The organism is Pseudomonas sp. GW821-FHT07G06 (assembly GCF_058986625.1).
The window spans coordinates 122299-141716 of record NZ_JBYSVW010000009.1 but is presented as its reverse complement, the minus strand read 5'-3'; the positions used below and the strand labels follow the sequence as shown (position 1 = coordinate 141716).

At 60.8% G+C, this 19418-nt stretch carries 19 protein-coding genes; 9 read left to right on the top strand and 10 right to left on the bottom strand.

Going from position 1 to position 19418, the window contains the following annotated elements; all coding sequences use genetic code 11:
- Positions 1 to 146 precede the first annotated feature (146 nt).
- From AC3WJW_RS16825 to lnt, 4 genes are read left to right on the top strand one after another with little or no spacing between them, the layout of a single operon-like run.
- On the top strand, positions 147 to 1154 hold the full coding sequence (locus AC3WJW_RS16825; RefSeq protein WP_015096962.1) for a PhoH family protein: 1008 nt from the start codon (positions 147 to 149) through the stop codon (positions 1152 to 1154).
- Positions 1147 to 1641 (top strand): rRNA maturation RNase YbeY, encoded by a 495-nt coding sequence (ybeY, locus tag AC3WJW_RS16820; RefSeq protein WP_007975858.1) that lies wholly within the window; start codon positions 1147 to 1149, stop codon positions 1639 to 1641. The genes AC3WJW_RS16825 and ybeY overlap by 8 nt, the downstream gene beginning before the upstream one ends.
- Before the next feature lie 5 nt (positions 1642 to 1646).
- Entirely contained in the window at positions 1647 to 2486 is an 840-nt protein-coding gene (locus AC3WJW_RS16815; RefSeq protein ID WP_007975860.1) for a CorC family transporter, read from the top strand.
- An 8-nt stretch (positions 2487 to 2494) separates the two neighbouring features.
- Positions 2495 to 4018, top strand: a complete 1524-nt coding sequence (lnt, locus tag AC3WJW_RS16810) for an apolipoprotein N-acyltransferase (RefSeq protein ID WP_102700942.1) — start codon at positions 2495 to 2497, stop codon at positions 4016 to 4018.
- 82 nt (positions 4019 to 4100) lie between these two features.
- Here lnt and AC3WJW_RS16805 read toward each other — a convergent pair whose 3' ends face one another.
- The gene (locus AC3WJW_RS16805; RefSeq protein WP_493726734.1) at positions 4101 to 4862 is read right to left on the bottom strand and encodes a YdcF family protein; all 762 of its coding nucleotides are present in this window, start codon (positions 4860 to 4862) and stop codon (positions 4101 to 4103) included.
- 104 nt (positions 4863 to 4966) lie between these two features.
- Entirely contained in the window at positions 4967 to 5287 is a 321-nt protein-coding gene (locus AC3WJW_RS16800) for a hypothetical protein (protein ID WP_015096967.1), read from the bottom strand.
- A 281-nt stretch (positions 5288 to 5568) separates the two neighbouring features.
- Here AC3WJW_RS16800 and leuS point away from each other — a divergent pair, with 281 nt between their 5' ends.
- The 5 genes from leuS (at position 5569) to AC3WJW_RS16775 (ending at position 11676) form a co-directional block, all read left to right on the top strand.
- Positions 5569 to 8175 (top strand): leucine--tRNA ligase, encoded by a 2607-nt coding sequence (gene leuS, locus AC3WJW_RS16795; RefSeq protein WP_493726733.1) that lies wholly within the window; start codon positions 5569 to 5571, stop codon positions 8173 to 8175.
- Between the two features lie 86 nt (positions 8176 to 8261).
- Entirely contained in the window at positions 8262 to 8867 is a 606-nt protein-coding gene (locus tag AC3WJW_RS16790; RefSeq protein ID WP_493726732.1) for an LPS-assembly lipoprotein LptE, read from the top strand.
- A 39-nt stretch (positions 8868 to 8906) separates the two neighbouring features.
- Entirely contained in the window at positions 8907 to 9944 is a 1038-nt protein-coding gene (gene holA, locus AC3WJW_RS16785; RefSeq protein WP_493726731.1) for a DNA polymerase III subunit delta, read from the top strand.
- Between the two features lie 183 nt (positions 9945 to 10127).
- Positions 10128 to 10292 carry an alternative ribosome rescue factor ArfA gene (gene arfA / locus AC3WJW_RS16780; protein ID WP_007975872.1) on the top strand — a complete coding sequence of 55 codons (165 nt, stop codon included), beginning with the start codon at positions 10128 to 10130 and terminating at the stop codon, positions 10290 to 10292.
- 61 nt (positions 10293 to 10353) lie between these two features.
- Positions 10354 to 11676 carry a lytic murein transglycosylase gene (locus AC3WJW_RS16775; RefSeq protein WP_493726730.1) on the top strand — a complete coding sequence of 441 codons (1323 nt, stop codon included), beginning with the start codon at positions 10354 to 10356 and terminating at the stop codon, positions 11674 to 11676.
- Positions 11677 to 11771: 95 nt separating this feature from the next.
- On the opposite strand, the gene AC3WJW_RS16770 is transcribed toward AC3WJW_RS16775, so the two are convergent.
- From AC3WJW_RS16770 to rodA, 8 genes are all read right to left on the bottom strand, one after another.
- Positions 11772 to 12719 (bottom strand): S66 peptidase family protein, encoded by a 948-nt coding sequence (locus AC3WJW_RS16770; protein ID WP_493726729.1) that lies wholly within the window; start codon positions 12717 to 12719, stop codon positions 11772 to 11774.
- Between the two features lie 174 nt (positions 12720 to 12893).
- Entirely contained in the window at positions 12894 to 13892 is a 999-nt protein-coding gene (lipA, locus tag AC3WJW_RS16765; RefSeq protein ID WP_162130289.1) for a lipoyl synthase, read from the bottom strand.
- Between the two features lie 25 nt (positions 13893 to 13917).
- On the bottom strand, positions 13918 to 14565 hold the full coding sequence (gene lipB / locus AC3WJW_RS16760) for a lipoyl(octanoyl) transferase LipB (protein WP_007975880.1): 648 nt from the start codon (positions 14563 to 14565) through the stop codon (positions 13918 to 13920).
- Positions 14565 to 14840 carry a DUF493 domain-containing protein gene (locus AC3WJW_RS16755; protein WP_056855803.1) on the bottom strand — a complete coding sequence of 92 codons (276 nt, stop codon included), beginning with the start codon at positions 14838 to 14840 and terminating at the stop codon, positions 14565 to 14567. The genes lipB and AC3WJW_RS16755 overlap by 1 nt, the downstream gene beginning before the upstream one ends.
- A gap of 83 nt (positions 14841 to 14923) precedes the next feature.
- Positions 14924 to 16081: a D-alanyl-D-alanine carboxypeptidase family protein gene (locus AC3WJW_RS16750; protein ID WP_493726728.1), complete on the bottom strand. Its 1158-nt coding sequence runs from the start codon at positions 16079 to 16081 to the stop codon at positions 14924 to 14926.
- Positions 16082 to 16266: 185 nt separating this feature from the next.
- A complete protein-coding gene (locus tag AC3WJW_RS16745) occupies positions 16267 to 17274 on the bottom strand; it encodes a septal ring lytic transglycosylase RlpA family protein (RefSeq protein WP_493726727.1) in 1008 nt (335 codons plus the stop codon).
- The gene (gene mltB / locus AC3WJW_RS16740) at positions 17274 to 18284 is read right to left on the bottom strand and encodes a lytic murein transglycosylase B (protein WP_104451328.1); all 1011 of its coding nucleotides are present in this window, start codon (positions 18282 to 18284) and stop codon (positions 17274 to 17276) included. The genes AC3WJW_RS16745 and mltB overlap by 1 nt, the downstream gene beginning before the upstream one ends.
- A 17-nt stretch (positions 18285 to 18301) precedes the next feature.
- Positions 18302 to 19405, bottom strand: coding sequence for a rod shape-determining protein RodA (gene rodA / locus AC3WJW_RS16735; RefSeq protein WP_102700961.1), 1104 nt, complete (start codon positions 19403 to 19405; stop codon positions 18302 to 18304).
- Positions 19406 to 19418: the final 13 nt, after the last annotated feature.

Here is a 19418-nt window from a genome sequence, read left to right as displayed (position 1 = left end):
CACTCCGTCTTCGCGAGCAAGCCCGCTCCCACAGGTACAGCGCCATAGGCGGGAATCGGGTTGCCTCATTTAAGAGCTTTCGCACCCGCGCCACTGGCGTTATCCTTGATTTCATCTCAATTGCCCCAGGGCGGCTAAATACGACCTTGAACGCACCCATAGAACCACATCGTTTCATCCTCGAGCCTTTTGAAGCTCGCCGCTTCGCCAATCTGTGCGGGCAATTCGACGAGCATTTGCGCTTGATCGAACAACGCCTGACCATCGAGATCCGCAATCGCGGCAACCAGTTCGAGCTGATCGGCGAGCCCAAACACACCACCTCCGCGGAAAACCTCCTGCGCCGCCTGTACCGGGAAACCAAGGGTACCGAGCTGTCGCCGGACATGGTGCACCTGTTCCTGCAGGAATCTGCCGTGGAACAGCTGGACAACCACTCCCCCGCCGAACCGTCCGTGGCGCTGCGCACCAAGAAAGGCATGATTCGCCCCCGCGGCTTGAATCAGCTGCGCTATGTGAAGGAAATCCTCGGTAACGACATCAACTTCGGCATCGGCCCGGCCGGTACCGGCAAGACCTATCTGGCCGTCGCCTGCGCGGTGGATGCACTGGAGCGCGAGCAGATTCGCCGCATCCTGCTGGTGCGCCCGGCGGTCGAAGCGGGTGAAAAACTCGGCTTCCTGCCCGGCGACCTGTCGCAGAAAATCGACCCGTACCTGCGCCCGCTCTACGACGCACTCTACGAAATGCTCGGCTTCGAATACGTCGCCAAGCTGATCGAGCGCCAGGTGATCGAAGTCGCACCGCTGGCTTATATGCGCGGCCGTACACTGAACAACAGCTTCATCATTCTTGACGAAAGCCAGAACACCACGGTCGAGCAAATGAAGATGTTCCTGACCCGGATCGGCTTCGGCTCCACGGCCGTCATCACCGGGGACATCACCCAGGTCGACCTGCCACGCGGCACCAAGTCCGGCCTGCACCATGTGATTGAAGTGCTCAAGGAAGTGCCCGGGATCAGCTTCACCCATTTCCAGCCCAAGGACGTCGTGCGCCATCCGCTGGTACAGCGCATCGTTGAAGCCTACGAGCGCTTCGAAACCCGTGCGGCCGATGATGCAGCCGCCAAGGATAGCCGCCGCGATGCTTGAGCTTGACCTGCAAATCGCTACCCAAGCCCCTGCCCCCAGCGAAGCCGAGTTCCGCCAGTGGTGCGAACTGGCTTTGCGCCAGCGCAGCGCCGACTCGGAGATGACCATTCGCCTGGTCGACGAAGCCGAAGGACGCGAGCTGAACCACACCTGGCGGCAAAAGGATTACGCAACTAACGTCTTGTCATTCCCGGCCGATGTGCCGGATGAGTTCCTCGACATCCCGCTGCTGGGCGATCTGGTGATCTGCGTGGCGGTGGTCGAGCGTGAGGCCCGGGATCAAGGCAAGGAACTCAAGGCCCATTGGGCACACCTGGTGATTCACGGCTGCTTGCATCTGCTCGGTTACGACCATATTGATGACGACGAAGCCGAAGAGATGGAAGCGCTGGAACGAACGTTGCTTGCAGAACTGGGCTTTCCCGATCCGTACGCGGACGACGAAACCGATTTATCCCCCACAGAAACAACAAAGGATTCAGAGTAATCGCTATGAGCGAAGATCGATCGAGCAACGGGCAGAAGTCATGGCTGGGTAAGCTCACCCAGGCTTTTGCCCACGAGCCGAAAAACCGCCAGGAGCTGCTGGAGCTGCTGCGCGATGCACATCAGAACAAGTTGCTGGACAGCGAAGCGCTGGCCATCGTCGAAGGCGCCATCCAGGTGGCTGACCTGCAGGTGCGGGACATCATGGTCCCGCGCTCGCAAATGGTCAGCATCAAGGCGAACCAGACACCTCGCGAGTTCCTGCCTGCCGTGGTCGACTCGGCCCACTCGCGCTACCCGGTCATCGGCGAAAGCCACGATGACGTGATGGGCGTGTTGCTGGCCAAGGACTTGCTGCCGTTGATCCTCAAGGAGAACGGCGACAGCTTCAACATCAAGGATCTGCTGCGTCCGGCCACCTTCGTGCCGGAATCCAAGCGCCTTAACGTGCTGCTGCGCGAGTTTCGCGCCAACCACAACCATATGGCCATCGTCATCGACGAGTACGGTGGCGTGGCAGGCCTGGTCACCATCGAAGACGTGCTGGAACAAATCGTCGGCGACATCGAAGACGAACACGATGTCGAAGAAGACAGCTACATCAAGCCGCTGCCAAGCGGTGATTTTCTGATCAAGGCCCTGACACCGATCGAGAACTTCAACGAGTTTTTCGACAGCGAGTTCTCCGACGATGAATTCGACACCGTTGGCGGTCTGGTGATGAGTGCGTTCGGGCATCTGCCAAAACGTAACGAAATCACTGAAATCGGCCCATACCGCTTCCGCATCCTGAACGCCGACAGCCGTCGGATTCACTTGCTTCGCCTGACGCCCATTGCTCGCTAAGGATTGAAATGCGCTGGACAACCCGCCCCGGCTGGCCCGGTAACCTGCTGGCCGTGGCGGCCGGTGCAATCACCACCCTGGCCCTGGCGCCGTTCGATATCTGGCCACTGGCACTGCTCGCCGTCGGTCTGTTCTATGCCGGCCTGCGCGAACTGAGCCCACGTCAAGCCTTGGGTCGCGGCTGGTGTTTCGGTTTCGGCCTGTTCGGTGCCGGCACCAGCTGGATCTACTACAGCATTCACCACTTCGGCGGCGCTTCGGTAATGCTGGCCGGTTTCCTGATGCTGCTTTTCACGGCGGCGATTGCCTGGTTCTTTGCCCTGCCCGCCTGGATTTGGGCGCGCTGGCTGCGCCGCAATGAGGCGCCGCTGGCCGACGCCCTGGCCTTCGCTGCGCTGTGGGTCGCCCAGGAAGCCTTCCGCGGCTGGTTCCTGACCGGTTTCCCGTGGCTGTATTCCGGTTACAGCCAGCTCGACGGCCCGCTGGCCGGGCTCGCGCCCCTCGGTGGGATGTGGCTGATTTCCTTTATCCTGGCGCTGACAGCGGCGCTGATCTACAACGGCTTGCGCCTGGTTCGCACGGGACGCAAAGGCTTCATCGCTGCCGGTGTATTGCTGCTGGTCGGCCCATGGCTGGTCGGCATGGCGCTCAAGCACCACGCCTGGACCAGCCCTTCGGGCCCGCCACTGAGCGTCGCCGCCATTCAGGGCAACATCGAACAAAGCATGAAGTGGGATCCGGCGCAGCTCAACGCGCAGTTGGCGCTGTACCGCGACATGAGCTTCAGCTCCAAACGCGTCGATTTGCTCATCTGGCCGGAAACGGCGATCCCGGTGCTCAAGGAGTCCGCCGAGGGCTACCTGAACATGATGGGCAACTTCGCGGCCGAACGTAAATCGGCGTTGATCACCGGTGTCCCGGTCCGCATGGAGGTACGCCACGAGAAGCGTTTCTTCAATGGCATCACCGTGACCGGTGAAGGCGACGGCACTTACCTGAAGCAAAAACTGGTGCCCTTTGGTGAATATGTTCCCTTGCAGGACATCCTGCGCGGGCTGATCGCCTTCTTCGACCTGCCAATGTCGGACTTCGCTCGCGGCCCGGCTGACCAGCCGCTGCTGCAGGCCAAGGGTTATCAGATCGCGCCGTTCATCTGCTATGAGGTGGTTTATCCGGAGTTCGCCGCCAGCCTTGCCGCTCGCAGCGACCTGTTGCTGACCATCAGCAACGACACCTGGTTCGGCACCTCCATTGGCCCGCTGCAACACCTGCAGATGGCACAGATGCGCGCGCTGGAAGCCGGCCGCTGGATGATCCGCGCCACCAATAACGGCGTGTCCGGCCTGATCAACCCGTTCGGTCAGATTACCGATCAGATCCCGCAGTTCGAACGCGGCATTCTGTATGGCGAAGTGGTGCCGATGCACAACCTGACGCCGTACCTGGAATGGCGTTCATGGCCATTGCTCATTCTCTGCGTGTTGTTGTTTGGCTGGGCACTGATTGCCAGCCGGATGGCCAAGACCGTCTAGAAAAGATCGCAGCCTGTGGCAGCTCCTGCATTTGGAATGCAATCCCCTGTAGGAGCTGCCGCAGGCTGCGATCTTTAGATCTTCATCGATAAAACAACGAATAACCGACCTGCCCCACCGCCTCGTTCATCAACTGCCCGTTCTGCCAGATCGCCTTGAACTCCGGCATCCAGCCGCCCAGCGGCCGCGCGTTATCGCCGCCCAGAAACCCTACCGGCGCCGGCACCACCTCAAAACCGGCCTTGCGAAAACTCCAGGCCGCCCGTGGCATATGCCAGGCCTGAGTCACGAGCACCACACGCTTGATGCCCTGGGGAAGCAACACCTCGGCGCTGAACTGCGCATTTTCCCAGGTCGTGCGGCTGCGCCCTTCCTGCCAGCGCACGCTCAAGCCAAAATCGTCACGCAAGGCGTCAGCCATCATCTGCGCCTCGCTGGGCGGTGTGCCGTAATGCAGGCCGCCGCTGGTCAGTACCGGTAATCCGGAAGCCTTGGCCAGCCGCGCGGCAAAGCGCTGGCGCTCCAGACCGACGCCCGTGGGCTGGTCGGCGCCCCAGGCCACGTCACCGCGCTCACGCCCCGCGCCAAGGACCACGATCGCGTCCGCACGCTGCCCCAGGACTGCCCACTCACTGCGGGCAAGCGGCGGCTCCCGCTCGAGCAGACTGGCACTCCACTGCACAACCACCGGAAGGCTCATCAGCCAGAAACCGCCCAGGCCCAGAGCAAAGCACGCACTGGCAAGCCTCGGCCTTGAGCGGCGCAACCACCAGGCAAGCAAAAGCAGCAGCAATAGAATGCCGGGCGGCAATAGAAGTTGTTTTACGAAATAACGGAACGGCATCGAGCATCTCCTGGAGATGCCCGAAGCCTAAGTGGGTTGGCGCAATGCGACAATCAATATGGAAGGACTATGCTTCAAAAACTCATGGAGCATGGCACCGTGTCCTATTTGAACTGCAAAGACCGGACCTTTACCGCGTCTCTGCCGGGAACCTTGTCCTTGAGCCAGATGATCTTGGCTGAACGTGGTGCGTCGAGTTGCTTTACCGCTTCTGACAAGCATCCGTGCGTCTCACGTTCACTGCGATCCAGATACGCCTTGACCAGTGCAAACTCTGCGGGGCTCAGACCTCGCAGTTCCAGCTCCAGAGGGCGTTCGTCGCGCAACCGGCCAGCGGTCCTTGCCGCTTCCAGGGCCAAGGCCAAACGATCAATCAGCCTTTCGTATAGCTCCGGTTTTGTAGCTTTTTGCTGTGACTCAACCATCCCTCACCTCATTGGAAGATAAGACCTACTCCCCAGTTAGAGCTTAGCTTCCATGAACAAACCGGCTGAACGCCGCGACCAACGGCCCTCGCAGCGGTTTTCGCAGGACGTGTGGCAGCAATCAGGGTTTCCCTCGGTAGAGCGCGGTCATGTATGCTACGGCGCTTCCTGTAACTCCACTTCCAGCTCGGCTGGACACCGAAAACGCCAATATGGCGGCTTCAACGTCCAGCGTTGCATTGAAGAGGATTAGGCCACCCCTATTCAGTTCAAAAGTAGCCATGCACGAACAATATCAGCCCCGTGAAATCGAAGCCGCCGCCCAGTCGTTCTGGGACGAGCAAAAGTCCTTTGAAGTCAGTGAACAGCCAGGCAAGGAGACTTACTACTGCCTGTCGATGTTCCCTTACCCCAGCGGCAAGCTACACATGGGGCACGTGCGCAACTACACCATCGGCGACGTGATCTCCCGCTACCAGCGCATGCAGGGCAAGAACGTTCTGCAACCGATGGGTTGGGACGCCTTCGGCATGCCGGCGGAAAACGCCGCGATGAAGAACAACGTGGCGCCCGCCAAGTGGACCTACGAAAACATCGCCTACATGAAAAGCCAGCTGCGCAGCCTGGGCCTGGCGGTGGACTGGTCGCGCGAAGTGACCACCTGCAAGCCCGATTACTACCGCTGGGAACAATGGCTGTTCACCCGCCTGTTCGAAAAAGGTGTGATCTACAAGAAAAGCGGCACCGTGAACTGGGACCCGGTCGACCAGACCGTCCTGGCCAACGAGCAGGTGATCGACGGTCGCGGCTGGCGTTCCGGCGCGCTGATCGAGAAGCGCGAAATCCCGATGTACTACTTCAAGATCACCGCCTACGCAGATGAACTGCTGGAGAGCCTCGACGAACTGACTGGCTGGCCTGAACAGGTCAAGACCATGCAGCGCAACTGGATCGGCAAATCCCGCGGCATGGAAGTGCAGTTCCCATACAACGTCGACTCCATCGGCGAAACCGGTGCACTGAAAGTCTTCACCACCCGTCCGGACACTTTAATGGGAGCGACTTATGTCGCCGTGGCCGCCGAACACCACCTGGCCACCCTGGCTGCACAAAACAATCCCGAGCTGCAAGCGTTCATCGCTGAATGCAAGGGCGGCAGCGTGGCCGAAGCCGACGTCGCCACCCAGGAGAAAAAAGGCCTGCCGACCGGCCTGTTCGTCGAACACCCGCTGACCGGCGAAAAGCTGCCGGTCTGGGTCGCCAACTATGTGCTGATGCATTACGGCGACGGCGCGGTGATGGCAGTTCCGGCCCATGACGAGCGCGATTTCGAATTCGCCCACAAATACAACCTGCCGGTCAAATCGGTCGTGCGCACCAGTTCCGGTGACACCAACCCCGCGCCATGGCAAGACGCCTATGGCGAGCACGGCACGCTGATCAATTCCGGCGAATTCGACGGCCTCGACTTCGCGGGCGCCTTCGACGCCATCGAAGTCGCGCTGATCAAGAAAGAACTGGGCGCCTCGCGTACCCAGTTCCGCCTCCGCGACTGGGGCATCAGCCGTCAGCGCTACTGGGGCTGCCCGATTCCGATCATCCACTGCACCACCTGCGGTGACGTGCCGGTACCGGAAGATCAACTGCCGGTCGTGCTGCCGGAAGACGTGGTGCCGGATGGCGCCGGTTCGCCACTGGCGCGCATGCCCGAGTTCTACGAGTGCAGTTGCCCTAAATGCGGCGCGCCGGCCAAGCGTGAAACCGACACCATGGACACCTTCGTCGAGTCCTCGTGGTACTACGCCCGCTACGCCTCGCCACACTTTGAAGGCGGCCTGGTGGAAAAATCGGCGGCCGACCACTGGCTGCCGGTGGATCAGTACATCGGCGGTATCGAACACGCGATTCTCCACCTGCTGTACGCGCGCTTCTTCCACAAGCTGATGCGCGACGAAGGTCTGGTGAGTTCCAACGAGCCGTTCAAGAACCTGCTGACCCAGGGCATGGTGATCGCCGAGACTTACTATCGCCGCGAAGCCAATGGCGCCTACACCTGGTTCAACCCGGCGGACGTCGAGCTCGAGCGTGACAGCAAGGCCAAGGTCATCAGCGCCAAGTTGAAAGCTGACGGCCTGCCGGTGGAAATCGGCGGCACCGAGAAGATGGCCAAGTCGAAGAACAACGGCGTCGACCCACAGTCGATGATTGACCAGTTCGGTGCAGACACCTGCCGCCTGTTCATGATGTTCGCCTCGCCACCTGACATGAGCGCGGAATGGTCCGACTCCGGCGTAGAGGGCTCGCACCGATTCCTCAAGCGCGTCTGGCGTCTGGCTCAAGCGCACGTCACTCAGGGCCTGCCGGGCAAACTGGACGTCGCCGGCCTGAATGACGAGCAGAAAGCCGTTCGTCGCTCGATCCACCTGGCCATCAAGCAGGCCAGCCAGGACGTCGGCCAGAGCCACAAATTCAACACCGCCATCGCCCAGGTGATGACGCTGATGAACGTGCTGGAAAAAGCCGCACAAGGCACAGAACAGGATCGCGCGCTGGTTCAGGAAGGCCTGGAAACCGTGACCCTGCTGCTCGCCCCGATCACGCCGCACATCAGCCACGAGCTGTGGCATCGACTGGGCCACGCTGATCCTGTGATCGACGCTGGTTGGCCGGTGGTGGATGACAGCGCTTTGGTGCAGGACAGTCTGCAACTGGTGATTCAGGTCAACGGCAAGCTGCGTGGTCACATCGAAATGCCGGCCAGTGCCAGCCGTGAAGAAGTCGAAGCCGCCGCCCGTGCCAACGAGAACGTCCTGCGCTTCGTCGACGGTCTGACCATTCGTAAAGTGATCGTAGTGCCCGGGAAACTGGTCAATATCGTCGCCAGCTAATTGGATCAGGCGCCAGGTAGCCTGGCGCCGAGTAAAACCTTTCGGGCCGCTTGATCGGCCCACATGGTTTCAAGGGGAGCAACAAGATGATCAAACGCAATCTGCTGGTGATGGGCCTCGCGGTTTTGCTGAGCGCCTGCGGTTTCCAGCTGCGTGGCACCGGTACCAACGAACTGGCGATCAAGGAGCTCGACCTGAGCGCCCGTAACGCTTATGGCGAAACCGTGACCCAGTTGCGTCAGGTACTGGTCGGCAGCGGCGTCAAGGTCTATACCGGCGCACCGTACAAGCTGGTGCTGACCAATGAGCAGGAAAGCCAGCGCATCCTCAGCTACGCAGGCGCCAGTAGTACCGGCGAGTACCAGCTCACCACCGTGCTGAGCTACGACATCCGTGGTCGCGGTGGCCTGCCATTGCTGAGCGACAAGCTTGAAGTGCAGAAAGTCTATATGCACGACGGCAGCAACCTGGTGGGGTCCGACCAGGAAGCCGCAACAGCCCGTGCAGAAGGCCGCCGGGAGATGGTTCAACGCATGATGCTGCGTCTGCAACAACTGACTCCAGGCCAACTGGACCATTTGCAGCAGACTGCCGAAGCCAAGGCCAAGGCTGACGCCGCGGCACTGGAAGCGGCACGAAAGGCTGAAGCGGAAACCCCGCGCCAGTCGCCTGTCGAACTGCCGCAGCAGTAAGACTTACGGGGCGCTCAGGCGCCCCGTTCGCCCTCTCTTATGAAGCTCGCCCCCGCCCAACTCGCCAAACACCTGCAAGGCGCCCTTGCGCCCGTCTACATCATCAGCGGCGATGATCCGCTGCTGTGCCAGGAAGCGGCCGACGCCATCCGCACTGCCGCCCGTCAGCAGGGATTCGATGAACGCCAGGTATTTGCCGCCGACGCCAATTTCGACTGGGGGACCTTGCTGCAAGCCGGTGCCAGCATGTCGTTGTTCGCCGAAAAGCGCCTGCTGGAACTGCGCCTGCCTTCCGGCAAACCCGGCGACAAAGGTGCCGCCGCGTTTATAGAGTATTGCTCGCGCCCGGCCGACGACACCGTGCTCCTGATCAGCTTGCCGAAACTCGATGGCAGCGCCCAGAAAACCAAGTGGGGCAAAGCGCTGGTTGAAGGACAGCAGACCCAGTTCGTGCAGATCTGGCCAGTCGATGTTGCCCAGTTGCCCAGCTGGATCCGCCAACGCCTGTCCCAGGCCGGGCTGTCCGCCAGCCAGGACGCTGTTGAGCTGATCGCAGCACGGGTCGAGGGCAACCTGCTGGCAGCCGCCCAGGAAATCGAAAAGCTCAAACTGATGGCCGAAGGGGGTCAGATCACCGTTGAAACCGTGCAGGCGGCGGTGGCCGACAGTGCGCGCTTCGACGTGTTTGGCCTGACCGATGCAGTGCTCAATGGTGAAGCGGCCCATGCGTTGCGCATGCTCGAAGGCTTGCGCGGCGAAGGCGTCGAGCCGCCGGTGATTCTCTGGGCCCTGGCCCGGGAGCTTCGTCTGCTGGCCAATATTTCCCTGCAATACAGCCAGGGGACACCACTGGACAAGGCCTTCAGCCAGGCCAAACCGCCGGTCTGGGACAAACGCAAACCGTTGATGAGCAAAGCCCTGCAACGCTACTCGGCACAACGCTGGGCGCAACTGCTGCTGGAAGCGCAACGCATCGACGCGCAGATCAAGGGCCAGGCGGCGGGTTCGCCGTGGATGAGCTTGAGCCGGTTGACGTTGTTGATGGCCGGGCAGAGATTGTCGTTACCCGCCGAATAATTCAAAAGATCGCAGCCTGCGGCAGCTCCTACAGGTGAACGCAATCCCCTGTAGGAGCTGCCGCAGGCTGCGATCTATTGATCTTTCTTCCCACAAAACCCACCGCCCTCTGCCCTATAGACAGAACCCCGACTTCGGCAGATTATTTCCCCCGCAAAACCCACCTACCCGTGAGACCCGATCATGAGCAAAAAGCCATCGAAGCATGGCCCCAACAAGGCCAAATCCATCATCGCCCAGCCATTGTTCCGCAGCCGCCAGGAACGTCCCGCCAAGGGCAAAGGCAGTTACCGCCGCGAAGCCTTCCAGTCTGACAACTGGGAGGCTTCTTACTTTCTGGCTGCGTAAAGCAGAACACCCCTTCAACATGTTAAGGTCTGTACCTGATTCGTACTCCCTGGACCCGTGCATGCCCTTTTGTCTTCCCCATCGTTGGCACCTACGCCAATTGATCGCTGCCTCCAGCCTTGTTTTGCTTGTCGCCTGTGCGGAAAAACCGACCGCAGCCGATGCTCAGCCGCTTCAGACGCTTCCTGTCGCCACCGCCCCGGCGGTTGTTCCGCCTGTAGTTCCGACGGGTGAGAACCTCGACATCCAGCCAACCCAGACCTTTGCCGAATGGCAGGCAGGTTTCCGCAAGGATGCCCTGGCGGCGGGTATTCGCGCCGACCTGTTTGACCGCGCTTTCGCCAATGTCAGCTTCGACCCCAGTGTGATTCGTGCCGACCGCAGCCAACCGGAATTCGCAAAACCGGTGTGGGAATACCTCGATGGCGCCCTGTCGCCGCTGCGGGTACGCAAAGGCCAGTCGCTGGTCAACCAGTACGCCGACATCCTGCAAAGCATCGAGCAGCGTTATGGCGTTGATCGTCAGGCGCTGGTGGCTGTGTGGGGCATGGAAAGCAACTTTGGCCAGTTTCAGGGCAACAAGTCGGTGATCAACTCACTGGCGACCCTGGCCTACGAAGGCCGTCGCCCCGGTTTCGCCCATGCGCAATTGATTGCCGCCCTGCAAATCCTGCAACAAGGCGATATCGAGCCCGAGAAGATGCTGGGATCCTGGGCCGGCGCCATGGGCCAGACCCAGTTCATCCCGACCACCTACAACACCCATGCCGTGGACTTCGATGGTGACGGGCGTCGCGATATCTGGAGCAGCTCGGCCGATGCCCTGGCGTCTACCGCGCACTATCTGCAGAGTTCTGGCTGGCAGAGAGGTCAGCCATGGGGCTTTGAAGTCCAGCTGCCGAGCGGGTTCAACTACCTGCTGGCCGACGGCACGATTCGCAAGAGCGTCGCTGAATGGCGGCAACTGGGCATTACCCTGCCCAACGGTGGCCAGGTCCCGGCCGGCTCCGAGCAATTGTCCGCCGCCCTGCTGCTGCCGGCCGGTTACCGTGGCCCGGCGTTTCTGGTGCTCGATAACTTCCGGGCGATCCTCAAGTACAACAACTCGTCGTCCTACGCCCTGGGGGTGAGCCTGTTGTCCGAACGCTTCAATGGTGCGGGCTTGATCAGTGGCACATGGCCCAAAGATGACTTGCCGCTGAGCCGCACCGAGCGGATCGAGCTGCAAAACCTGCTGAGCGCGCAAAACTATGATGCCGGCACCGCCGACGGGATCATCGGCGCCAACACCCGCAAGGCGATCCGCAGCGCCCAGCAGTCGTTTGGCTGGCCAGCGGATGGGTATCCGACGCACAAGTTGCTGGAAGGGTTGCGTAACCGCTAAAAGCAAAAGATCGCAGCCTGCGACAGCTCCTACAGGGGATAGCGTTCACCTGTAGGAGCTGCCGCAGGCTGCGATCTTTTCCAGATGTTCGCGCCCTACCGGATTACCACATCCTGCTCCAACATCAATTCCTGATTCCCCGCATCCAGCCTGACCAACGCCCCCATGGGCAGCGTCAGGTTCGGGTCGCAATGCCCGCTTCGCCACCCGGACAACACCGGAATCTTCAATGGCGCGAAGGTCTGCTTGAGCAACCTGTCCAGCGCGGCCACCTCCACCCCCGCCACATCCCCGACCAACACGCCGCGCAGCTTGTGCAGCGTGCCCGCCAGCCGCAGATGGGTCAGCAACCGGTCGATGCGATACAGCGGCTCGTTGATGTCCTCGATCAACAGAATGACACCCTCGGCATCAATCTCGTAGGGCGTGCCCATGGTCGCGGCGATCATGGCCAGATTACCTCCGAGCAAGCGCCCATGAGCCACGCCCGGCTCGATCGTGGTCAGCGGGTAGGCCACCGGATGCGCCAGCACCGAGCCCGCCCTCACCTGCCCGCGCAGCATGTTGAAAAAGGAAGACTCCGTTGGTATTTGCTTGCCACCCAGCAGGTCGGCGTTGAGCAGCGGACCATGAAATGTCACGAAGCCGGCATAACGACTGATCGCCAAATGCACGGCAGTGATGTCGCTGTAGCCGATGAATGGCTTGGCATTGTCGCGCAGCAATTGGAAATCGATGCGATCAAGCAGCCGGGGCGTGCCGTAACCTCCGCGCAGGCAGATGATGGCATCGACTTCACGATCCGCGAACGCAGCGTGCAGGTCATTGAGCCTTACGTCGTCGCTGCCGGCCAGGTAGCCGTCTTTTTCGTAGACCCCGGGAAACACTTTCAGTGAGTAACCTCGGGCACACATCCATTGCACCGCCTTGTCGGTGTCCAGCGTCGCGGGACCGGCGGGTGCGATAACGCCGATCATGCCTTCCGACGGCAGTGCGGGGACGGGAGCATGAGGGCAAAGGGTGTGGGTTGGTCGAGCGGTCATTCGTGAATCTCCCTGTGTGAACACGTCAGCACACAGTAGTCAGGAACGGGGACAAACTGAAGAGGGTCAGTCGCCCCGCAGGTTGCAGGAAAAAGCGGCCAGTGCCGTAGGCCAGGCAAAAAAACGCCCGCAAGGCTTAATACCGTGCGGGCGTTTTTCATTTCCGTGCGCAGATCAGGACGACATCAGCTCGGCCTTGACCAGCTTGGCCTGCTCGTCGGCGTGATACGAGGAGCGTACCAACGGACCCGAGGCAACGTTCTTGAAGCCCATCTTGTAGCCTTCCTCGGCGAACCAGGCGAAGGTGTCCGGGTGCACGAAGCGTTGCACCGGCAAGTGGCTGCGGGACGGTTGCAGGTACTGGCCCAGGGTCAGCATGTCGATGTCGTGTTCGCGCATGCGCTTCATGACTTCGATGACTTCTTCGTCGGTCTCGCCCAGGCCCAGCATCAACCCGGATTTGGTCGGAATGTGCGGCATCATCTGCTTGAAGCGTTGCAGCAGGGTCAGCGACCACTGGTAGTCCGAACCCGGGCGCGCAGCCTTGTACAGGCGCGGCACGGTTTCCAGGTTGTGGTTGAACACATCCGGCGGCTCGGCGGCAGTGATTTCCAGGGCGATATCCATGCGGCCACGGTAGTCCGGAACCAGGGTTTCGAGCTGCACGTTCGGCGACAGCTTGCGGATTTCGCGGATGCAGTCGGCAAAGTGCTGGGCGCCACCGTCGCGCAGGTCGTCGCGGTCCACCGAGGTGATCACCACGTACTTCAGGCGCAGGTCGGCAATGGCGATGGCCAGGCTTTCCGGTTCGTTGACGTCCAGTGGCTTCGGACGGCCGTGGCCGACGTCGCAGAACGGGCAACGACGGGTGCAGATGTCACCCATGATCATGAAGGTCGCGGTGCCGCCCGAGAAGCACTCGCCCAGGTTCGGGCAGGACGCTTCTTCGCACACGCTGTGCAGCTTGTGTTTGCGCAGCAGGGCCTTGATGCGGTCGACTTCCGGCGAAACCGGGATGCGCACACGAATCCAGTCCGGCTTCTTCGGCAGTTCGGTGGTCGGAATGATCTTCACCGGGATGCGTGCAACCTTTTCGGCGCCGCGCAGCTTGACGCCGGCTTCAACCTTGGGACGCGGGGCCGGGCGCTCGGTGACATCGAGCGTCGGGATCATGGTTTGCACTGCATCAGTAGTCATATCAGTCGATTCCGCCCGTGAGGGTCGTCTGCTCAGCATAGTCGAGGTGTTTGACGAGCTGCGCGCGCAGCCGGGCACTTACCTCGGCAAATTCAATCGATCCTGCGTGATCGCTCAGCTGGGTCATCGCCAGCCCGGCGTAGCCGCAGGGATTAATCCGTCGAAACGGTTCCAGGTTCATGTCCACGTTCAAGGCCAGGCCATGAAAGGAACAGCCATGGCGGATCCGCAGACCCAGGGAGGCGATTTTCGCCCCGTCGACGTAGACACCCGGTGCGTCGGGCTTGGCCGCGGCGGTGACACCGTAACTGGCCAGCAGCTCGATCAGGCATTGCTCCATCCGGCTGACCAGATCGCGCACGCCAAACCCGAGCCTGCGTACGTCCAGCAACAGATAAGCCACCAACTGGCCGGGGCCGTGGTAGGTCACCTGCCCCCCACGGTCGACCTGCACCACCGGAATGTCACCGGGAAGCAGCAGGTGTTCGGCCTTGCCGGCCTGGCCCTGGGTGAACACCGCCGGGTGTTCCACCAGCCAGACCTCGTCGGCCACATCGGTGCCGCGTTCGTTGGTAAAGCGTTGCATGGCATGCCAGACCGGCTCGTAAGCCATCTGGCCGAGCTCGCGAAAGCCCAGCGTGCCGGACATCACAGCACCATGTGCACGAAACCGGTAGCCCGCAGTTCGCTGTTGATGTTGTACAGCTGATCCTGGTCGGTCGCGACGATGTGCAACTGAATGGTGGTGTATTTGCCGTTGCTGCTCTGGCGCTCGTCAACACGCTCATCGTTGATCTTGGCGTGCTTGCGGACGATGTCGATGATCTTGTCCTTGTTGCCCACGCCGGTGTCGCTGATCACCTTGACTGGATAATCAGTGGCAGGGAATTCGATCTTTGGCGCCTTTACTTCGGTATCGGTCATGGCGTAACGGCCTCGTAAGCGTAAGCCGTGGCGACGGCAAAGCCCCGCGCCGGATCAGCACGGGGCCTTGCAGGAGCACACTATCAGTTGAACAAGCCGTAGAAGAATAGACGGATGCTATCCCACATGCGACGGAAGATACCACCCTCTTCGACGCCATCCAGAGCGATCAGGTCGGCGCTGTGCACCACCTTGTCTTCCAGCTTGACTTCGACTTTACCGATCACGTCGCCCTTGGCGATTGGCGCAACCAATTGCGGGTTCATGGTCATGCTGGCGGCGAGCTTTTTCAGCTGGCCTTTTGGCAGGGTCATGGTCAGGTCTTCAGCCAGACCGGCCTTGACCTGGTTGGTGGCGCCTTTCCAGACCGGAGCCTGGGCGAGTTCGGTACCCTTCTGGTAGAAAGTCTGGGTTTCGAAGAAACGGAAACCGTAGGTCAGCAGCTTCTGGGTTTCGGCGGCACGGGCCACTTCGCTGTTGGTGCCGAACACCACGGCGATCAGGCGCATGCCGTCACGTACGGCCGAGGACACCATGCAGTAGCCGGCTTCGTCGGTGTGACCGGTCTTCAGACCGTCGACAGTCTTGTCGCGCCACAGCAGCAGGTTACGGTTGGGTTGCTTGATGCCGTTCCAGAAGAACTCTTTCTGCGAGTAGATCGCGTAATGAGCCGGGTCTTCGTGGATGATCGCGCGGGCCAGCACAGCCATGTCGTGAGCCGACGAATAGTGCTCAGGATTCGGCAGACCGGTCGGGTTCATGAAGTGGCTGTTGGTCATGCCCAGGTCGCCAACGGTTTTGTTCATCATGTCGGCGAAGGCGTCTTCGCTGCCGGCGATGTGCTCGGAGAGCGCGACGCTGGCGTCGTTGCCCGACTGGATAATGATGCCGTGCAGCAGGTCGCTGACGGTGACTTGCGAACCCACCTTGATGAACATCCGCGAACCACCGGTGCGCCAGGCGTTTTCGCTGACGGTCACCGGGTCGTTTTCACCGATCTGGCCACGACGGATTTCCAGGGTCGCAATGTACGCGGTCATCAGCTTGGTCAGGCTGGCCGGTGGCAGTCGCTGGTCACCGTTGTTTTCGACCAGCACGTTGCCGCTGCTGGCATCCATGAGCACATAGGCCTTGGCAGCCAATTGTGGTGGCGAAGGCATCATCTCGACCGCAAAAGCGGCGGGTGAGAGAAGCAGCGGGACTAACAGGAACAGGCGTTTGGCAAAGGTGGTGATGTTCATCCGTCTCTCGAAATCGCTAATGGAAACTGCCCAAGGGCAAAACTAATCAGATGACTTTCTAACGAGTCATCGCGTGTTCAGTTGCTCACTCTGTAACCCTTGCCGGGCTTTTGTTCTTCAACGAGCCAACAACCTGATTCACCCCCCAACCGCTGGTGAATCGTCAATCAAGTTCTACGTGTTGCTTATTCCGCGACCACACTTGGCGAACCAAGGTTGGCCAGGCGCACACTGTTCTGCACCTGCTGGATTTCACCCGGCGATCCGATCGGGCCCAGGCGAACCCGATGCAGGGTTTGCTGATTGCGCACGATCGAGCTGATGAACACCGGAGCGCTCACCATCCCGCTGAGCTTGGATCTCAGGAGCTCTGCAGCGTCCGGGTTGGCGAACGCGCCCACCTGCAGATACTGGCCAGAGGCTGGTACAGAAGCGTTTTTTTTTGCATCGAGCTGAACCGGTACTACCGCAGCGGCGTGTTGCTGCGGTGGAGGTGTCCACTGCTCGACGGTGCCGGCCGAAGCCGTGATCACCGGGGCGCTATTCTGCGCGACTTTCGGTTCGTTGAGCATTAATGGTGCCGGACGGCCTTTGGCCGCCCAATACGCCTGTGGATCGATGCCTTCGACCTTGACCCGCGCCGTACCGGTTTCGGCGTAACCGAGTTTCTTCGCGGCAGCGTAGGACAAGTCGATGATCCGGTCCGAGTAGAACGGACCGCGGTCGTTGACTCGCAGGATCACGCTCTTGTTGTTGTCCAGGTTGGTCACCCGGACGTAACTCGGCAGTGGCAATGTCTTGTGCGCGGCACTCATGCCGTACAGGTCATACACTTCGCCGTTGGCGGTGTTCTGACCGTGGAACTTGGTGCCGTACCAGGACGCCGTACCCGACTGCACGTAGGTCTTGGATTCTTGCAGCGGGAAGTAGGTCTTCCCCAGCACGGTGTACGGGTTGGCCTTGTACGGGCCGGTGTGCAGGGTCGGCGTGGCGTCCGGGATACGCGACACATCGACGTCCCACCATGGCGCGCCATCCTTGTGGGCGCGGTTGATGTCCAGCCCCGGCGTCGTGCGCACGGCGGTGGTGGGCTTCTGGGCCGGCGCGCGGCTGGTCGAACAACTGGCGACCAGCACTGCCAGCGCGGCGCATGCCATCAGCTTCAGGGGTTTATTGATAGGCAATGCCCGCATTACTTGACGCCCCGTGCTTGGACCAGCTGTTCAGACAGTTGATGTACGGCCATGGCGTACATCACGCTGCGGTTATAACGCGTGATCGCGTAAAAATTCTTCAGGCCCATCCAGTACTCGGGGCCATTGTCGCCTTCCAGGCGGAAAGCAGTAACCGGCATATCATCGCGCAGCGCATCATGACTTGACCACCCCAGGGCTCGCAACTCCCCGACGGTTTTCGTCGGTTCGATGCCTGCGGTCAAACCTTCGTCAACCTGATCGCCACGGACATCGGCGCGGCTGACCACCGGTTCGCCGGCGACCCAGCCATGACGCTTGAAGTAACTGGCTACACTGCCGATGGCATCGTCCGGGTTGGTCCAGATGTTGATATGGCCATCACCGTCGAAATCCACCGCATAGGCGCGAAAACTGCTCGGCATGAATTGCGGCAAGCCCATTGCGCCAGCGTAGGAGCCTTTGAGCGTCAACGGATCGACCTGCTCTTCGCGGGCCAGCAGCAGGAACTCACGCAATTCCTTGCGGAAAAACTCGGCACGGGGAGGATAGTCGAAACCCAGGGTCGACAAGGCATCGATCACCCGGAAATTTCCGGTATTACGGCCGAAAAAGGTTTCAACGCCGATGATCGAGACAATCACCTGGGCCGGCACGCCGTATTCCTGCTCGGCACGGGCCAACACCGCTTCGTGCTGACGCCAGAAGTCCACCCCACGGGCTATGCGCGCATCGGTGATGAACATCGGGCGATACTCGCTCCACTGCTTGACCCGTTCGGCGGGTTTCGAGATGGCGTCCAGAATCGACTGCTTGCGCTCGGCTTCGCGGAACACGCCCATCAATTGTTCACCGGCGAAACCGTAGTCGCGGGTCATTTCACCGACGAATTCGGCCACCTGGGGTGAGCCTTCGTAGTCGCCGGCCAACGCTTCCTGCACGCTGCCAAGGATGCTTACCAGGCCGACCCATGGCGCAAATCGAGTCGCCCAGCCACGCATTACTTGCATTGAAAATTTCACCTTATTCAAACCTGCGCGATCCACTTGCGATGGGTATGGATCGACATCAAAACCCCAAACGCTGACAGCAGCGTCACCAGCGAAGTTCCTCCGTAGCTAATGAACGGCAACGGCACCCCCACCACCGGCAACAGGCCACTGACCATACCGATGTTGACGAAAACATAAACAAAAAACGTCATGGTCAGGCTGCCCGCGAGCAACTTGCCGAACAATGTCTGCGCCTGGGCAGTAATCACCAGGCCGCGGCCAATCAACAGCAGGTAGATCAGTAGTAGCGCGCAGATCCCCACCAAGCCGAACTCTTCACCCAGTACGGCAATGATGAAGTCGGTATGGCTTTCCGGCAGGAAGTCCAGGTGCGACTGGGTGCCCAGCAACCACCCTTTGCCGAACACACCACCGGAGCCGATGGCGGCCTTGGACTGGATGATGTTCCAGCCCGTACCGAGCGGATCGCTCTCCGGGTCGAGGAACGTCAGGATTCGCTGCTTCTGGTAGTCGTGCATGATGAAGAACCACATGGCAACCGCCACGGGAACGGCGGCAGCCAGCACGCTGAGGATCCAGCGCCAGCGCAAGCCACCCATGAACAGCACGAAAGCGCCGCCGGCCAGGATCAGCAGCGAAGTGCCGAGGTCCGGTTGCCGCACGATCAGAATGAACGGCACGCCGATCAGCATCAGACTGACGCCCACGTGCTTGAGCTGGGGCGGCAAGGTGCGCTTGGACAAATACCAGGCAATCGTCGCCGGCATCAGGATCTTCATGAATTCCGAGGGCTGGAAGCGGATCACCCCGGGAATGTTGATCCAGCGGGTAGCGCCCATGGCGTTGTGGCCCATGATGTCCACCACCAGCAACAGCATCACCCCGACCACGTAGCCCAGCGGCACCCAGCGCGCCATGAAGCGCGGCTCGAACTGGGCGATGACGATCATCGACACCAGGCCGATGCCGAACGAAGTGGCCTGCTTGCCCAGCAGATCCCAACTCTTGCCACTGGCCGAATACAGCACGAACAGGCTGCCGGCGGCGAGGGTCAGCAGCAGGATCAGCAGCGGCCCGTCGATGTGCAGGCGTTGCAGCAGCGTCGCACGGCGACGCATCACATCCTCACTG

Excerpts from the sequence above, each read along its gene's own strand:
- ybeY (WP_007975858.1), top strand. The coding sequence starts at position 1,147 with ATGCTTGAGCTTGACCTGCAAATCGCTACCCAAGCCCCTGCCCCCAGC.
- AC3WJW_RS16815 (WP_007975860.1), top strand. The coding sequence starts at position 1,647 with ATGAGCGAAGATCGATCGAGCAACGGGCAGAAGTCATGGCTGGGTAAG.
- lnt (WP_102700942.1), top strand. The coding sequence starts at position 2,495 with ATGCGCTGGACAACCCGCCCCGGCTGGCCCGGTAACCTGCTGGCCGTG.
- AC3WJW_RS16805 (WP_493726734.1), bottom strand. The coding sequence starts at position 4,862 with ATGCCGTTCCGTTATTTCGTAAAACAACTTCTATTGCCGCCCGGCATT.
- AC3WJW_RS16800 (WP_015096967.1), bottom strand. The coding sequence starts at position 5,287 with ATGGTTGAGTCACAGCAAAAAGCTACAAAACCGGAGCTATACGAAAGG.
- leuS (WP_493726733.1), top strand. The coding sequence starts at position 5,569 with ATGCACGAACAATATCAGCCCCGTGAAATCGAAGCCGCCGCCCAGTCG.
- AC3WJW_RS16790 (WP_493726732.1), top strand. The coding sequence starts at position 8,262 with ATGATCAAACGCAATCTGCTGGTGATGGGCCTCGCGGTTTTGCTGAGC.
- holA (WP_493726731.1), top strand. The coding sequence starts at position 8,907 with ATGAAGCTCGCCCCCGCCCAACTCGCCAAACACCTGCAAGGCGCCCTT.
- arfA (WP_007975872.1), top strand. The coding sequence starts at position 10,128 with ATGAGCAAAAAGCCATCGAAGCATGGCCCCAACAAGGCCAAATCCATC.
- AC3WJW_RS16775 (WP_493726730.1), top strand. The coding sequence starts at position 10,354 with ATGCCCTTTTGTCTTCCCCATCGTTGGCACCTACGCCAATTGATCGCT.
- AC3WJW_RS16770 (WP_493726729.1), bottom strand. The coding sequence starts at position 12,719 with ATGACCGCTCGACCAACCCACACCCTTTGCCCTCATGCTCCCGTCCCC.
- lipA (WP_162130289.1), bottom strand. The coding sequence starts at position 13,892 with ATGATCCCGACGCTCGATGTCACCGAGCGCCCGGCCCCGCGTCCCAAG.
- lipB (WP_007975880.1), bottom strand. The coding sequence starts at position 14,565 with ATGTCCGGCACGCTGGGCTTTCGCGAGCTCGGCCAGATGGCTTACGAG.
- AC3WJW_RS16755 (WP_056855803.1), bottom strand. The coding sequence starts at position 14,840 with ATGACCGATACCGAAGTAAAGGCGCCAAAGATCGAATTCCCTGCCACT.
- AC3WJW_RS16750 (WP_493726728.1), bottom strand. The coding sequence starts at position 16,081 with ATGAACATCACCACCTTTGCCAAACGCCTGTTCCTGTTAGTCCCGCTG.
- AC3WJW_RS16745 (WP_493726727.1), bottom strand. The coding sequence starts at position 17,274 with ATGCGGGCATTGCCTATCAATAAACCCCTGAAGCTGATGGCATGCGCC.
- mltB (WP_104451328.1), bottom strand. The coding sequence starts at position 18,284 with ATGCAAGTAATGCGTGGCTGGGCGACTCGATTTGCGCCATGGGTCGGC.
- rodA (WP_102700961.1), bottom strand. The coding sequence starts at position 19,405 with ATGCGTCGCCGTGCGACGCTGCTGCAACGCCTGCACATCGACGGGCCG.